A 15,559-nucleotide genomic window follows, 5' to 3' on the forward strand; every position below is an offset into this window, starting at 1 on the left:
TTGGAGGCTTATTGAATGGATAATAAATACAATTATTTCATAACAAGTAATAAGATGTATATGATAATTATAGCTATTTTTATTGTTGTACTAATAATTTATGGTCATACAACTATAGGTATGGTATCTATAAGTTTATATGCATTACTTGTGGCTTATAATATAAGAAATACTAAGGTCAGAAAAAACGAATGGAAAAAATTTATAGAGGATTTTTCATCTAAGCTTGATAATGCTACAAGAACTACTCTTTTAAAATTACCATTTCCATTGATAATAGTAGGTGCCGAGGGTGATATACTTTGGTATAATCAAAACCTCTCATCAGTACTAAAAGGAGAAGATATATTAAATAAAAATATACGAGGCATGATAAAGGAATTTAACTTGAAGCAAGCATTAGAAGGTAAGGAAAACTTATTTAGATATGCTAGGGTTAAGGGAAGATATTATCATATATACACAAATGTGGTAGATACATATGAAGATCCTAAGGACAAAATAGTTCTTTTATATTTTTATGATGTTACAGATATGTTTCAGATAGTTGAGGCAATAGATGCAAATAAAGAAACAGTAATGCTTATAGAAGTTGATAACTTTGACGATGTTGTAAAGACTTTGGAAGAAGATAAAAGACCTTTAATAATTGCAGAAATAGAAAGAACTATAAGTATGTATGCCCAAAGTGTAAATGCCATGATTAGGAAATATGATGAAAATAAGTATATACTATCAATTCAAAATAAGTATATTGAAAAAGAGATGGAAAGAAAGTTTGATATACTAGATAATATAAGAGAAATAAATATGGGAAATACTTTGGCAGTGACTTTAAGTATAGGGGTAGGGAGAGGTGGAGAAACACCTTTAATAAATGAGAACTATGCTGTTTCAGCTAAGGAATTAGCACTTGGTAGAGGCGGAGACCAGGCAATTGTTAAGAATGGAGAAAAGCTTCTGTTTTATGGTGGAAAAACTAAGGAAGTGGAAAAAAGAACTAAAGTTAGAGCTAGAGTTATAGCCCATGCGTTAGTGGATTTAATAAATGAAAGTAACAGAGTTTTTATAATGGGGCACATAAATCCTGACATAGATTGCCTAGGAGCAGCTGTTGGACTTTATAGGGCAGTAAAATTGTTAGGGAAGGAAGGCTTTATAATATTTGATCCAACAAATAATAGTGTAAGGCCTATACTAGAAAAGATTAAAAATGAAGATGATTATGAGGGAGTATTTATAAATAGTAAAGAATGTATTGAGAATTCAGATGAAAATAGTATACTTATATTAGTAGACGTGCATAGTAGAGGATATGTCCAAAACATTAATGTAGTAGATAAATTTAAGAAAATAGTTATTGTAGATCATCATAGAAAGTCGGCAGATTTTATAGAAGGAGCTTTGTTAAGTTATATAGAACCATATGCATCTTCAACATCTGAATTAGTTACTGAAATGCTTCAGTACATGGTGGAAAAACCAAAGGTTAAGATTATAGAGGCAGAAGCACTTCTTGCAGGAATATTTGTTGATACTAAAAATTTCTGTTTTAAAACAGGAGTGAGAACTTTCGAAGCTGCTTCTTTCCTAAGAAGACTTGGAGCAGATACCATAGATGTGAAAAGGTTTTTTGCAGATGATTTAGAGAATTATTTGAAAAGATCTGAGATTATTAGGTCAGTAAAGGTATTTAATAACATTGCTATAGCAATATGTCCAGAGGAAATAGAAGATACTGTATTAGCTGCACAAGCGGCGGATGAGCTGCTAAATATTACAGGTATTCAAGCGTCTTTTGTTTTTGTTAAAATAAAAGAAGAAGTTTTTATTAGTGGAAGATCGCTTGGTGATGTAAATGTACAGCTTATACTTGAATCCTTAGGTGGAGGAGGGCATATGACTATGGCAGGGGCAAAACTCAAATATGTTACAGTAGATGAAGCTTTATTAAAGCTAAAGGATGCCATAGGCAAATATATCAGGGAAGGTGAAGAGTAAATGAAGGTTATATTATTAAAAGACGTAAAATCACTAGGAAAAAAAGGAGATATAGTAAATAGTTCAGATGGATATGCAAGAAATTATCTATTTCCAAGAGGACTTGCACAGGAAGCTACAGATTCAAATCTTCATATCTTAAATAATAAAAAGGAAGCAGAGAGAAGACAAAAGCTTGCTGAAATAGAAGCAGCTCAAAAACTTGCTGAAAGCTTAAAAGGAAAAGAAATAAAGCTTACTGTAAAGTCAGGTGAGAATGGAAGACTATTTGGTTCGATAACTGCTAAGGACATAGCAGACGAATTAAATAAGAAGCTTAATTTGAAGATTGATAAGAAAAAGATTGTAGTAGATACAATAAGACAACTGGGTAGTTATGATGTAGAGGTTAAATTATATCCTGAAATCTCCACAAAGGTTAAAGTGGTGATTGGAGAAAATTAAGGGGGAAACTGTGTGAAGTCACAATTTGTAGATGAGCTAGAACAAGAAATAATGAATACAATACCTATAGATACTCAAGTAAATGTTTTATATGAAATTCTGAATAAAGTAATAGATGAAGGAACTGTAAGAGCAAGGACAGTAAAGTTTAAATTGCAAGGCTATATAAAAAGTAAAGATATATTTAAAAGAATATATGCCTTAAATAAGATTATAAGTGATGGTAAGGGCCTAAAGTCAATCCCAGATGAGTCAAACGTATATGAAGCTTTAGAAGATACTAATATTTGGATTTCAGAACTTTTAGCTAAAAAATATGTTAAGAATAAAATAGAGACAGAAGTTGAAAAGAACATAATGGAAAAGCAAGATAGGTATATGGATGAAGTTAGGTTAAGTATTTTAAAGAAACAAAAGGGACCAGAAAATGCGAAAACCTTAAAGAAATATGCTGAATTAGAGGTTTTAGATTCTAAAAAGCTAAACAAAAGCATCCAAGGTCTTTTAAGACCAGAGTCTTTTTCTGAAATTGTTGGACAGGAAAGAGCAATAAAATCAATTTTATCAAAAATAGCTTCACCATATCCACAACATATAATATTATATGGACCTCCAGGAGTAGGAAAAACAACGGCAGCAAGACTTGCATTAGAAGAAATTAAGAAATTAAAACATACTCCCTTTAAGAAAGATGCTAAGTTTATAGAGGTTGATGGAACTACATTAAGATGGGATCCAAGAGAGATAACAAATCCATTATTAGGATCAGTACACGACCCAATATACCAAGGAACTAAAAGAGATTTAGCTGAAACAGGAGTTCCAGAACCAAAACTTGGACTTGTTACGGAAGCTCATGGAGGGGTTCTTTTTATTGATGAAATTGGTGAATTAGATGAAATGTTGCAAAATAAGTTATTAAAGGTGTTAGAAGATAAAAGAGTTGAGTTTTCATCTTCATATTACGATCCAGATGATGACAATACTCCAAAGTATATTAAGTATCTTTTTGAAAATGGAGCACCGGCAGATTTTATACTTATTGGTGCTACGACAAGAGAACCAAGTGAAATTAATCCAGCTTTAAGGTCAAGATGTACAGAAGTTTATTTTGAGCCCCTAACTTCAAAGGATATACAACAAATAGTAGAAAATGCAGCTGAAAAGCTTAATATAGAATTAGATAATGGAGTTTCAGAACTTATAAGTAGATATACTATAGAAGGAAGAAAAGCAGTTAATATTTTGTCAGATGTTTATGGTTATGTACTTTATAATAGAGATGGTTCAGTATTAGAAGATAAGATAAAAGTAACAATTGAAGATTTGAAACAAGTTATATCTATAGGTAGACTTGTTCCTTTTGAGGTAGTTAACACAGAGGCAAGATATGATGTTGGACATATATATGGATTAGGGGTAAGCGGATATATAGGTTCTACTTTAGAAATTGAGGCTGCAGTTTTTGAAGCAAAGGAAAAGGGAAGAGGCATAGTAAGATTTAACGATACTGCCGGAAGTATGGCAAAGGATTCAGTATTTAATGCTGCTTCTGTCATAAGAAAAATAACTAATAAAGATATAAGTGATTACGATATACATGTAAATATAGTTGGTGGGGGAAGAATTGATGGTCCTTCTGCTGGAGCAGCTATTACAGTATGTATTATAAGTGCTCTTTTAGATAAACCATTAAGACAAGATGTAGCTGTAACTGGTGAAATATCATTAAGAGGTAAAGTAAAGCCAGTTGGAGGTATATTCGAGAAGGTATATGGAGCAAGACGAAAGGGTATTAATTTAGTAATTATACCTGATGATAATTCAAAGGAAATCCCACAAGGGCTTGATGATATTGATGTTAAAGTAGTTAAGGACATAGAGGAGCTAATGGCATTGGTGTTTTAGAGTCATTACTAAGGAGAGAGAGAACGGATGGATACACCTCTTAGAAGTATGCCGCAGAGTATAGAGGCAGAACAAAGTGTAATAGGGTCAATGCTTGTAGACAAAACTTCCATAGCAGAAGCTATGGAAGTTTTACAAACTGAAGACTTTTATAAAGATGCACATAAAGTTATTTTTAGTGCAATATTAGATTTATATCAGAAAGACACAGCTGTAGATATAATAACCCTTACGGAAAATCTCAAATCTAAGGGTCAGTTGGAGTCGGCTGGGGGATTAACATATATAAGTGAACTAAGTGGATCAGTAGTTTCTACGGCAAATATTCATTCATATATAAATATAGTAAAAGATAAGGCCGTACTTAGAAAACTTATAAGGTCATCTACTAAAATAATAGAGGAAAGTTATAGTAGTCAAGATGATGTCTTAGGCGTTGTTGATTTAGCTGAGAAGGAAATATTTAATATTTCCAACAATAGAAGTACATCAGATTTTGAACCTATGAATGCTGTTCTTGAAAGAGGCTTTTTAGAAATAGAAAGATTATTTAACAATAAAGGACAAACGACAGGAGTTCCTTCTGGGTTCAGAGAACTTGATGCAAAAACTTCTGGTTTTCAAAAAGGAGATATGGTGCTAATTGCAGCAAGACCTTCAATGGGAAAAACAACTTTTGCTTTAAATATTGCAGAATATGCTGCTTTAAGAGAGGGAAAAAGCGTAGCAATTTTTTCCCTAGAAATGTCTAAGGAGCAGCTTGCATATAAATTATTATGCTCACAGGCCCATGTAGATATGCTAAAGCTTAGAACAGGTAACCTTGATGATAAAGACTGGGAGAATATAGCCAAAGCATCAGGGCCACTAGCTGCTGCTAAGATATTTATAGATGACACAGCAGGTATAACTGTAATGGAAATGAGATCTAAGTGTAGAAGATTAAAAATGGAGCATGGAATAGATTTAATACTTATTGACTATCTTCAGCTTATGTCAGGTGGTAAAGGCTCTGAAAGTAGACAACAAGAGGTATCAGAGATATCAAGATCTATTAAAGCTATAGCTAAGGAAATGCAGTGCCCTGTTGTTGCTTTATCTCAGTTATCTCGTGCTCCTGAGCAAAGAACTGATCATAGGCCAATGCTGTCAGACCTCAGAGAATCTGGGTCTATAGAGCAGGACGCAGACTTAGTTATGTTTTTGTATAGAGATGAATATTATAATAAGGAAACAGAAGAAAAGAATGTAGGAGAATGTATAATTGCAAAGCAAAGAAACGGTCCTACTGGTACAGTAAAACTAGCTTGGCTTGGCCAATTTAGTAAGTTTGGTAATCTTGATGTTATACACCAAGAATAATATAAATAAAAAACTTATATAATATTAGTATGAGTTTCTATAGTATGCTCCTATAGCTCAGTTGGTAGAGTAGCTGATTCGTAACCAGCGGGCCACAGGTTCAAGTCCTGCTAGGAGCATTACAAAAAATACCAAGGTTCTTATAACCTTGGTATTTTTATTTATAGTGATATAGAAATTTGTATGATTTTGTAATACACATAATGGAAAATTGATTATTATTTCTCATATATACAAAAATGTGTTGAATTTTTTTTCTCATATATTATAATTAAAAACAATAGGGTTAAAATATTTAATAATTTATTATTTATTTAAGATTCAGATAAATATTCTATCAGTAGTTAGGGGGAATAGGTTTGTTAAGCGAATCTAATGAAAATAATGGGGAATTGAATTTAAGTAACTATAATTTTAATTATGAGGATATATTTGAACTTTTACCATACCCTATTGTAATGTTAGATAGGGTAAATAATATTTGTAAGTTAAATGGTAGGGCAAAGGATACATTTGATATTTTAAGTTTAGAGGAAAATCTAGAAGATATTATGGTTAAGTTTTCTAGGCAGGAAAATAAAGAAAATTTAAATTCAGAAAATGTTTTTGAGAAGAATATAACAACAAAAATAGGTATAAGACATTTTGAAATTAGGATTACCCCAATACTTGACACAAACAACTTACTACAGGGGAATATAATTATGCTGAATGATCTTACTGAAAGAAAGCTGTTAGAAGATAGACTGAGAAAAGAAAAGAATGATGCAGAAAGTAATAATTTGAATAGAAGTAAGTTTCTTATTAATGTTAGCCATGAAATAAGAACAGCTATTAGTGGAATAATCGGAATGACTGATTTAACACTAATGACAGCTTTAAATTCAGAACAGAAAGAAAATCTTAATTTAGTAAAGATGAGTAGTTCTAGATTACTCAACATTGTAAACAGCATAATGGAATTTTCGAAAATACAACTAGAAAAAGTAAAAATAGAGAATATTGAGTTTAATTTTAAAGACCTAATTACTGAGATTGTGAAAGTTAAAAGCCAAAAAGCCTTGGAGCATAAATTAGATTTTAAGTTTAGCCTAGATGATACTATTCCAGAAACGCTTACTGGCGATCCTGGTAAGATAAAACAAGTATTGGACAATCTTATCGACAATGCTATAGAATTTACAAAAGAGGGAATGGTATCCTTAGCTATTGAAAAGGAAGATTCTATTGGTGACAAAGTAAACTTGAAGATATCTGTAAAAGATACTGGAATAGGCATAGATAAAAAAGATATACCTAAAATATTTAAGAATATTGGTCAAATACACCAAAAGAATTATATTAAGAAAAATAAAGGAACAGGATTAGGGCTTTCTATTTGCAAAGGTCTTGTAGAATTGATGGGCGGAAAAATAGAGGTAAAAAGTAAGAAGGATGTAGGAACAACATTTACATTCAGCATAGCTTTAGTTAAGGGGAAGAGATTTAATTCAATAAATATTGTAGATAGAAATAGTGGAACTGGAAAGAAGAAAAGAAAATTAAGTATTTTAGTAGTTGAAGATGACAAGGCAAGCCAAATGGTTATGTATAATCTATTAAAAAAATACGGACATACATGTGATGTAGCAAACAATGGTCAAGAAGCCGTAGAAATGGCACAAAATAAGAAATATGATTTAGTGCTAATGGACATACAAATGCCAATAATGGATGGAATACAAGCCACAAAATTAATAAGAAAATCTGAAGAAAATAAGGATAAACATATTCCAATTATAGCGTTAACAGCTTATGCGCTAAAAGGAGATAGGGAAAAGCTTATTGATGCTGGAATGGATGATTATATATCTAAACCTTTTAATGTAGAGGAATTACTTAAGACTGTATACAATATGGTAAAAGATGATGGTAATAATAACATTTTAATTAGCAATACCAAAATTAATAATATAGATGGAAGCCCTTTATTATTATATCTTTTATAATAGTATGCTGCTTATAATATTAAAAAACAGCTAATAAGGAGAGATTGTACTATGATTGGAATTATTGATAGATTTGAAGGATACTTTGCTATTATAGAATTAGAAGATAGAAGTACAATTAGTATAGAAAGAAATAAGATCCCGGAAGAAGCAAAGGAAGGTTATGTATTAAATATTGATAAAACAATAACTATAAATCTAGAAGAAACAAAAAAAAGAACTAAATATATAAGTAATTTGACTGATGATATGTGGAAATAAATTATACCAGCTGGACTATGGAATCCAGCTGGATTTTATTTTAATTATAAGAAATTAGAAGCTTTAATATTTATATTATGGTCAAAAAACTAAACAAAGCATAGGAATTGCGAACTTTAAAATTGATTACTCATTAAATATTCGTATTTTTATTGACTATAATAGTTACTTTTGATACCATTAGAGAGTAAAGAATTCATTAAGAAATTTAAAATTTAATTTTATAGTAATAATTTAGCTGCTCGAATAGTATAATAAAATGTTCGCCTTTTATAACATTTGCATAGGAGGGTATTTATGAAATACGATATAATTATTGTTGGTGCAGGGGCTAGTGGAATTTTCACTGCCTATGAATTGGTAAAGGTAAATCCTAATATGAAAATATTAATGATTGAGAAAGGTCATAGTTTAGAAAAAAGAGTATGTCCTATAGATGGAAAAAAGATAAAGGCTTGCATACACTGTTCTGTATGTAACATCATGAATGGATACGGAGGGGCTGGAAGTTTATCTGATGGTAAATATAATATAACAAATAACTTTGGTGGAGAACTTTACAAGTATGTAGGAAAAGATGAAGCCATAAATCTAATGAATTATGTTGATGAAGTTCTATGTGAGATGGGTGGAGCAGAGGCTAAGCTTTATTCTACTGCTAATTCAGAACTAAAAAGTAAGGCTTTACAACATGATTTACATCTTTTGGATGCTAAGGTAAGGCATTTAGGCACAGACAGAAATTTAGTTATATTATCTAACATATATAAGTTTCTAAAAGACAAGGTAGAAATGCTATTTGACACAGAAGTTTTGGATATTGATAAGTCAGAAGAACAATTTTCAGTTATTACAAACAAAGAGACTTTTACTTCTGATAAACTGGTGTTAGCAACTGGTCGTTCAGGTTCTAAGTGGATTTCAAAAGTCTGTGGTAAAATGGGAATAAGAACAGAAAGCAATAGAGTTGATATAGGAGTCCGTGTAGAATTACCAGCAGAAATTTTTGAGCATATAACTAAAGAGGTTTATGAGAGCAAAATTGTATATAAAACAAAAAAATATAATGATATGGTAAGAACATTCTGTATGAATCCTCATGGAGAGGTAGTAAATGAAAATACTAATGGTATAATAACTGTAAATGGACATAGTTATTCTGATCCAAAACTTCATACAGGAAATACAAACTTTGCACTTCTAGTATCTAATCATTTCACTGAGCCGTTCAGGGATAGCAATGAGTATGGAGAATCTATTGCGAGACTAAGTAATATGCTTGGTGGAGGCGTATTAGTTCAAAGGTTTGGAGACTTAGTAAATGGAAGAAGAACTAATGAACGTAGAATGGCTAAGAGTTTTACAATACCAACATTAAAAGCTACTCCAGGGGATTTAAGTCTTGTAATTCCTAAGAGACAGCTAGATGATATTATAGAAATGATATATGCCCTTAACAACATAGCCCCAGGCACAGCAAATGAAGATACACTATTATATGGAGTAGAAGTGAAGTTTTACAACTCAAAAGTAGAAGTTGATACAAACCTAGAGACAAGTGTTAAAGGATTATATGCATTAGGGGATGGGTCAGGAGTTACACATTCGCTATCACAAGCATCTGCAAGCGGAGTTTACTTAGCGAGAGTTCTTGCAAAAATCTAGAAAATACTATTAACATTAACTGATATAGGTTAAACTATATTTATATACTTACAATTAATAGTCTAATTGAAGTTTTAATCTATGTTACTGTAACAGACAGATAATAAAGAGGAGGAAATTTTTATGTCAGCATTTATTGTATTAGGAGCACAATGGGGCGATGAAGGAAAAGGAAAAATGACAGATTATCTTGCAGAAGACGCCGATGTAGTTGTTAGATTTCAAGGAGGTAACAATGCAGGGCATACTGTTGAAGTTGGAGATAAACAGTATAAGCTTCATCTAATTCCTTCAGGAATATTATATAGAGATAAGTTAAACGTAATAGGTAATGGGGTTGTTGTTGACCCTAAAGCTCTATTTGATGAAATAGATTATTTAAAAAATGCAGGAGTTGATGTTACTCCAGAAAATTTAATAATAAGTGATAGAGCACACCTTATAATGCCTTATCATAAGATTCTTGATGGAATCAAAGAAAAGGCAAGAGGAAAAAATGATATAGGTACAACAGGTAAAGGAATAGGTCCTTGTTATACAGATAAGATGGAGAGAAGTGGCATAAGAGTTTGTGACCTTATGCATAAGGATGTTTTTGAAGAGAAGCTAAGAGAAAATATTGAAGTTAAAAGCTCTATAATTACTAAAGTTTTTAACGGAGAGTCTTTAAGCTTTGAAGAGATGTATAATGAATACTTAGGTTATGCTGAAAGAATGAAACCTTTTGTAAGAGATATTTCTGTTGAAGTATATGATAAAATTAAATCAGGAAAAAACGTATTGTTTGAAGGTGCTCAAGGAACACTTTTAGATATAGACTACGGAACATATCCTTACGTAACATCATCAAATACTATTGCCGGTGGAGTTTCTAATGGAGTAGGTATAGGACCTACTATGATAACTAGTGCTGTAGGTATAGCTAAGGCTTATACAACTAGAGTAGGAAAAGGACCGTTTCCTACAGAATTATTAGAGGAAACTGGTGAATGGTTAAGAGAAAAAGGACACGAATATGGAGTAACTACAGGAAGAGCAAGAAGATGTGGTTGGCTTGATCTTGTAATACTAAAGAGTGCTGCTAGAATTTCAGGGCTTACAAGCTTCGCTGTAACTAAAATTGATACTTTAGCAGGAATGGAAAAAATAAAGGTATGTACTGGGTACAGATTTGATGGAAAAATTATAGACTATGTTCCTGCAAGTCTTGAAGACTTAGCAAAATGTGAGCCTATTTATGAGGAATTTGATGGTTGGGATGAAAGTATAGCTGATGCTAGAAGTTATGAAGAGCTTCCTGAAAACGCAAAAAAATACTTGAATAAAATTGAGAATTTCACTGATACTAAGGTATCAATAGTCTCAGTAGGACCAAGAAGAGATCAAACTATAAAAGTTAAGGATATATAGACAATAAACCATAAGTGTAAAACTTACATTACACTTATGGTTTATTTTTGTTGACTTACATTAATTGGGTAGTTTGGAATATTAATTTTATAGTGATATAATATAATTTATAAAAGTAAATGATAAGGAGTGGATTAGTTTGACAGAGATGGTTACAGAAAAGGAATATGATATTCAATACTATGAAATAGATTATAAGAGAAGACTGCTGATAACAAGCCTAATGAATTATTTAGGCGATATAGCCACAAGGCAATCCGAGGAATTAGGGGTTGGAATAGACTACCTAAGAGATCAGGGAATAGCTTGGGTGCTCTATAAGTGGAGTATCGATATAGATAGGTATCCTGTATATGGTGAAAAGATTAAAGTAAGAACTAAACCATACTCCTTTAAAAAGTTTTATGCCTATAGGATATTTGAAATCTTAGATTTGAATGGAAATATAATAGCTAGGGCAAATTCAGTATGGTTTTTGATAGATATAGAAAAGAGGAAAGCTATAAGGGTAACAGAAGACATGTATAAGGCCTATGGAATTAGTAAAGAGAAAAGTGATGTATTAGATATAAAAAAATTAAAATGTCCAGAAAAAATACACAGTGAAAAAAGCTTTAATGTAAGATATAGTGATATAGACACTAATAGGCATGTAAATAACGTAAAGTATGTAGATTGGGCTATAGAGACTGTACCACTAGATGTGGTTACTAATTATTCTATAAAGGGTATAAATATAACATACCAAAAGGAAACTACATATGGAGCTGTAGTGAAGGTATTTACAGAAATAAGAGAGGAAGAGAATAGGTGTATTTGTTTACATAAGATAGTAGATGAGAATGATATAGAGCTAACTGTATTAGAAACAAATTGGGAAAGAGAAAATTAGTGCTGCTCAGATTAACTCTCAGCAGCACTTTTTCCAGCTATAAAACCAGAGCTCCACGCCCATTGAAGATTGAATCCACCACAATCTCCATCTACGTCTAATATTTCTCCTGCTAAGTATAAGTTCTTAACTATGGTAGACTCTAAAGTAATTGAGTCAACTTCATTTGTATTTATCCCTCCAGCAGTTACCTGTGAATTTTTAAAGGAATTAGTATCATATACAACAAAGTTCCAATTTTTAAGAAATTTAAATATATTTTGTTTTTCCTTCCATGTCAATTCGTAACATGGCTTATGAATATTTTCAACAGATGCTTCCTTTAAGAGAATAGGTATAACTTTTTTATTTATTATGCCTATAAATGAATCAGCAATACTTCTATAGCTAAATACTCCCCAGTGATTTTCTAAAAACTCTACTAATTCTTCATTATCCAAGTCCGGCATCATATCAATAGAAAGAGATATAGTTTTATGATTATACAGTAAATAAGAAGCTTGGCGGCTTAATTGAAGTATAGGAGGACCAGATATTCCATAGTCAGTAAATAATATTTCTCCAAATTCTTTTCGTTTTGATACTCCATCAACAATTATTTCTGCAAAACCATTGAATTTTACTCCTGATAAAGCTTTAAGATGATTATATTTTAATTTAAGTTGAACAAGAGCAGGAATAGGATGTATTATGCTATGTCCTAAGTTTTCCGCTAAACTAAAACCAGAGCCATCAGAGCCAGTATTTGGCGCTGATTTACCACCACAACACAATATTAATTTTTTGCATTCATAAGAATCCTCAGAATTGGTAGTTAATCTAAAGCCATTAGGAGTTTTTTTTATGTCCTTTACTTTTGAATTTATGTAAATAGGAATAGCTCGATCTTCTATGGCCAGTCTAAATATATCGAGAACTGAGGAAGCTTGAAGGGAAAGAGGATACATTTTATCTCCATCTATTGTAGTCAAAGGAAGACCTAGGGAGTAAAAAAATTCTATAGTATCCTCCAGCGTAAATTTATTTAAAACATTTTGAAAAAAGTTACAGTTTTCGCTGTGATATCTAGAAGCACAAATATTTTTATTTGTAATATTACATCTTCCATTTCCAGTTGTTAATATCTTATTTCCTATTCTACTAGTACCTTCTAATATAGCAATATCTTTTCCTACATTCTTTGCAGTAATTGCTGCCATAATACCTGAGGCACCACCGCCTACTATTATTATTTCATGAAACAAAGATAACAGCTCCTCGTAATTATTTTTTATTAAATATATGAATAGTTATACCATATAAAGTTTTATCACTCAATAGTTATATGAATAAACAGGCCAAATAAATCTATATAAAATTTAATTAAGTAGCACTTTTTTCATATTCTAAAGGACGGATTAATTTTAAGCCAGTGGGTTAATTTATATTATTATTATATAGTATAAATTCATATAATAAACATTGTTAGGAGTGAGAATTTATGAAAGTTAAAATATCAAAAAATGGAGTAGATACCCCAAAAGGAGAGTTCAAAGTTTTAGGCATAAATTATGACTTCGTTATGGTTGAGGCTAAAGATGGCAGAAGAGTATTTAGAACAAATGAAGTAAAGATAATTCCAGAAGACAACAGTGAGAGTATATTTGCTTACTATAAGGATCTTTTAAAAATAAAATTTGATAATGGAATGACAATGAATTTTTATGCAGAGTTTATTAATTTTTTGGAAGATATTGTTGGCAAAAAAATAGAGAATATAGGAGTCCTTGAAGATAAATATGGATTTATTAAAAAAGGAATTTGGGAAAAGAAGTTGTTTGTTACAATAAATAAGGCTAGAGCTTTTAAGATAAATGTTATAGGCCAGAAATACTCAGATGATTTTAGATTCACAATTAAAGAGGTAAGTTTAAGTGATTTTATGGATCAATGCAGTCTGGAAATAAGTAATTTAAAAAGTGATATTAAGGAAAAGAGAATATTAATGAATATGTATAATAAGGCCATGAAAGATATGTTATACAGTGGTTTAAATAATAATAAAACTATCTTCCTCAAGAATTAAGAAAAGAAGTTTTTTATATTTAAGTTAAACTTAGTGTATAATAAAATATATATTATTTAACCAAAACTTAAAGTTTTTATAATAAAATTAAAGGGGAGAGATGTTAATGGAAGCTAGAGCATTACTGAACTATGAAAATTGGGTAGTAGTTGGAGATGTATTAAATAGTACAAAATATGCATATAAGATACTTAGTTCATTAAAGGAATCAAACTTTAATGTATCTGGGGTTAATCCTAGGGACAATAGTGGAAACGTATACAAAGACTTAAAAGAAGTACCTTACAAAATAGATGTTATAGACTTATGCATAAACCCTATAACTGGTTTAAAAATAGTAGAAAGTGCTATAGAATTAGGGATAAATAAGATTCTAATTCAGCCAGGAGCTGAAAGTAATGATATACTTATGCTATGCAGAGAGAAGGGCATAGCAGCAATACAGGGATGTGCTCTTATAGAGCTTTCTAATTATAAAAGTAGATAAATGGTACTTACCAAAAGATAAGTGAAAGGTTTAGTCATTACTTACCATACAGGTAGATGGGGGGATACTAATGTTAAAAATATATGCTGTATCAGATTCTATAGGTGAAACTGCAGAACAGGTAGCAAAGGCTACACTGAGCCAATTTTGTGAAAAAATTGAGTTTCAGAGGGTACCTTATATTAAAAGTTTTGAAGACGTTAATGAGTTTATAAATAGTCTTGAAGATACAAAAAACATTATGATAATATCTACTATAGTCTTAGTAGATGTTAGAGAATTTTTAGTTCAAAGATGTATAGAAAGTGGAATTCATATAACAAATGTATTAGGGCCTTGTATAAGCATGGCTTCAAAAATTTTAAATAAGATACCAGATTATAGGCCAGGAGCTGTATGGGGCGTAGACTCAGAGTATTTTAAAAAGATAGAAGCAATGGAGTTTGCTATTAGATATGATGACAGTAAGGATCACTCAGGTATAAAGCATGCTGATGTTATTTTAATAGGGCTTTCAAGAACATCAAAAACACCTATTTGTATGTATCTTGCTAATAAAGGAATTAAGGCGCTTAACATACCGATTATGCCTGAGATTCCCATACCCGAGGCTTTATATGAAATAGACAGAAAAAAAGTAGTTGGTTTAACAATAGATCCTATGCAGCTTATAGAAATAAGAAGACATAGACTGGATAAGTTTTCATCAGTATCAAAGGAAATACAATATGCTAATGCAGAAAGAGTACTACAGGAGTTAGAATTTGCTGATAGGCTTATGAAAAAATTAAGTTGTAAAACTATAGATGTAACAAAAAGGGCAATAGAAGATACTGCGCTGATAATAATGGAGCATATAGGTTATATGGGAACTAAGTCATATTAAGATGTTTTTACACTATAAAATTTAAGGTGCTTAAAGCCTTGTATTTCAAGGCTTTAAACAATAATAGTAAAAAAAATATCAAAAATAATAAAAAAATATATAAAAATGTGTTGACACTTTGCTGAATATCTTGTATTATGTTTTATGTCAGGTCAGTTAATGCAAGACAGAGAAACAACAAATTGACTAA

At 31.0% G+C, this 15,559-nt stretch carries 13 protein-coding genes and 1 tRNA gene; 13 read left to right on the top strand and 1 reads right to left on the bottom strand.

Going from position 1 to position 15,559, the window contains the following annotated elements; translation table 11 throughout:
* Positions 1 to 15: 15 nt before the first annotated feature.
* The 10 genes from P8V03_RS16740 (at position 16) to P8V03_RS16785 (ending at position 11,931) form a co-directional block, all read left to right on the top strand.
* On the top strand, positions 16 to 2,001 hold the full coding sequence (locus tag P8V03_RS16740) for a DHH family phosphoesterase (RefSeq protein WP_318799038.1): 1,986 nt from the start codon (positions 16 to 18) through the stop codon (positions 1,999 to 2,001).
* Complete coding sequence (gene rplI, locus P8V03_RS16745) at positions 2,002 to 2,445, top strand: 50S ribosomal protein L9 (protein ID WP_261672309.1); 444 nt, start codon at positions 2,002 to 2,004, stop codon at positions 2,443 to 2,445.
* Between the two features lie 51 nt (positions 2,446 to 2,496).
* Positions 2,497 to 4,353: a Lon family ATP-dependent protease gene (gene lonC, locus P8V03_RS16750; protein WP_396125129.1), complete on the top strand. Its 1,857-nt coding sequence runs from the start codon at positions 2,497 to 2,499 to the stop codon at positions 4,351 to 4,353.
* 27 nt (positions 4,354 to 4,380) lie between these two features.
* Positions 4,381 to 5,715 carry a replicative DNA helicase gene (locus tag P8V03_RS16755; protein ID WP_261672307.1) on the top strand — a complete coding sequence of 445 codons (1,335 nt, stop codon included), beginning with the start codon at positions 4,381 to 4,383 and terminating at the stop codon, positions 5,713 to 5,715.
* Between the two features lie 46 nt (positions 5,716 to 5,761).
* A tRNA-Thr gene (locus tag P8V03_RS16760) sits at positions 5,762 to 5,834 on the top strand.
* A gap of 240 nt (positions 5,835 to 6,074) precedes the next feature.
* Positions 6,075 to 7,703, top strand: coding sequence for a response regulator (locus P8V03_RS16765; RefSeq protein ID WP_318799041.1), 1,629 nt, complete (start codon positions 6,075 to 6,077; stop codon positions 7,701 to 7,703).
* Positions 7,704 to 7,754: 51 nt separating this feature from the next.
* Positions 7,755 to 7,964 carry a DUF3006 domain-containing protein gene (locus tag P8V03_RS16770; RefSeq protein WP_318799043.1) on the top strand — a complete coding sequence of 70 codons (210 nt, stop codon included), beginning with the start codon at positions 7,755 to 7,757 and terminating at the stop codon, positions 7,962 to 7,964.
* 297 nt (positions 7,965 to 8,261) lie between these two features.
* Complete coding sequence (locus tag P8V03_RS16775; protein WP_318799045.1) at positions 8,262 to 9,629, top strand: NAD(P)/FAD-dependent oxidoreductase; 1,368 nt, start codon at positions 8,262 to 8,264, stop codon at positions 9,627 to 9,629.
* Between the two features lie 123 nt (positions 9,630 to 9,752).
* The gene (locus P8V03_RS16780; RefSeq protein WP_261672303.1) at positions 9,753 to 11,039 is read left to right on the top strand and encodes an adenylosuccinate synthase; all 1,287 of its coding nucleotides are present in this window, start codon (positions 9,753 to 9,755) and stop codon (positions 11,037 to 11,039) included.
* A 139-nt stretch (positions 11,040 to 11,178) separates the two neighbouring features.
* Positions 11,179 to 11,931, top strand: coding sequence for an acyl-[acyl-carrier-protein] thioesterase (locus P8V03_RS16785; protein ID WP_318799048.1), 753 nt, complete (start codon positions 11,179 to 11,181; stop codon positions 11,929 to 11,931).
* Positions 11,932 to 11,942: 11 nt separating this feature from the next.
* Here the strand turns inward: P8V03_RS16785 and P8V03_RS16790 are convergent, their stop codons facing one another.
* A complete protein-coding gene (locus tag P8V03_RS16790; protein ID WP_318799049.1) occupies positions 11,943 to 13,175 on the bottom strand; it encodes a BaiN/RdsA family NAD(P)/FAD-dependent oxidoreductase in 1,233 nt (410 codons plus the stop codon).
* Positions 13,176 to 13,411: 236 nt separating this feature from the next.
* Between P8V03_RS16790 and P8V03_RS16795 the strand changes: the two genes are divergently transcribed.
* The 3 genes from P8V03_RS16795 to P8V03_RS16805 all read left to right on the top strand — a co-directional run bounded on the left by P8V03_RS16795 (position 13,412) and on the right by P8V03_RS16805 (position 15,369).
* Positions 13,412 to 13,996, top strand: a complete 585-nt coding sequence (locus tag P8V03_RS16795; RefSeq protein ID WP_261672300.1) for a hypothetical protein — start codon at positions 13,412 to 13,414, stop codon at positions 13,994 to 13,996.
* A 106-nt stretch (positions 13,997 to 14,102) separates the two neighbouring features.
* Positions 14,103 to 14,483 carry a CoA-binding protein gene (locus P8V03_RS16800; RefSeq protein WP_318799050.1) on the top strand — a complete coding sequence of 127 codons (381 nt, stop codon included), beginning with the start codon at positions 14,103 to 14,105 and terminating at the stop codon, positions 14,481 to 14,483.
* A gap of 70 nt (positions 14,484 to 14,553) precedes the next feature.
* On the top strand, positions 14,554 to 15,369 hold the full coding sequence (locus tag P8V03_RS16805; protein ID WP_261672298.1) for a pyruvate, water dikinase regulatory protein: 816 nt from the start codon (positions 14,554 to 14,556) through the stop codon (positions 15,367 to 15,369).
* Positions 15,370 to 15,559 lie beyond the last annotated feature (190 nt).

It is taken from the genome of Clostridium tanneri (assembly GCF_033659955.1).
Lineage (GTDB): Bacteria > Bacillota > Clostridia > Clostridiales > Clostridiaceae > Clostridium_AM > Clostridium_AM tanneri.

Coding starts and splice junctions, on each gene's coding strand:
- P8V03_RS16780 (WP_261672303.1), top strand. CDS start 9,753: ATGTCAGCATTTATTGTATTAGGAGCACAATGGGGCGATGAAGGAAAA.
- P8V03_RS16805 (WP_261672298.1), top strand. CDS start 14,554: ATGTTAAAAATATATGCTGTATCAGATTCTATAGGTGAAACTGCAGAA.
- P8V03_RS16800 (WP_318799050.1), top strand. CDS start 14,103: ATGGAAGCTAGAGCATTACTGAACTATGAAAATTGGGTAGTAGTTGGA.
- P8V03_RS16755 (WP_261672307.1), top strand. CDS start 4,381: ATGGATACACCTCTTAGAAGTATGCCGCAGAGTATAGAGGCAGAACAA.
- P8V03_RS16740 (WP_318799038.1), top strand. CDS start 16: ATGGATAATAAATACAATTATTTCATAACAAGTAATAAGATGTATATG.
- P8V03_RS16775 (WP_318799045.1), top strand. CDS start 8,262: ATGAAATACGATATAATTATTGTTGGTGCAGGGGCTAGTGGAATTTTC.
- P8V03_RS16770 (WP_318799043.1), top strand. CDS start 7,755: ATGATTGGAATTATTGATAGATTTGAAGGATACTTTGCTATTATAGAA.
- P8V03_RS16795 (WP_261672300.1), top strand. CDS start 13,412: ATGAAAGTTAAAATATCAAAAAATGGAGTAGATACCCCAAAAGGAGAG.
- rplI (WP_261672309.1), top strand. CDS start 2,002: ATGAAGGTTATATTATTAAAAGACGTAAAATCACTAGGAAAAAAAGGA.
- lonC (WP_396125129.1), top strand. CDS start 2,497: ATGAATACAATACCTATAGATACTCAAGTAAATGTTTTATATGAAATT.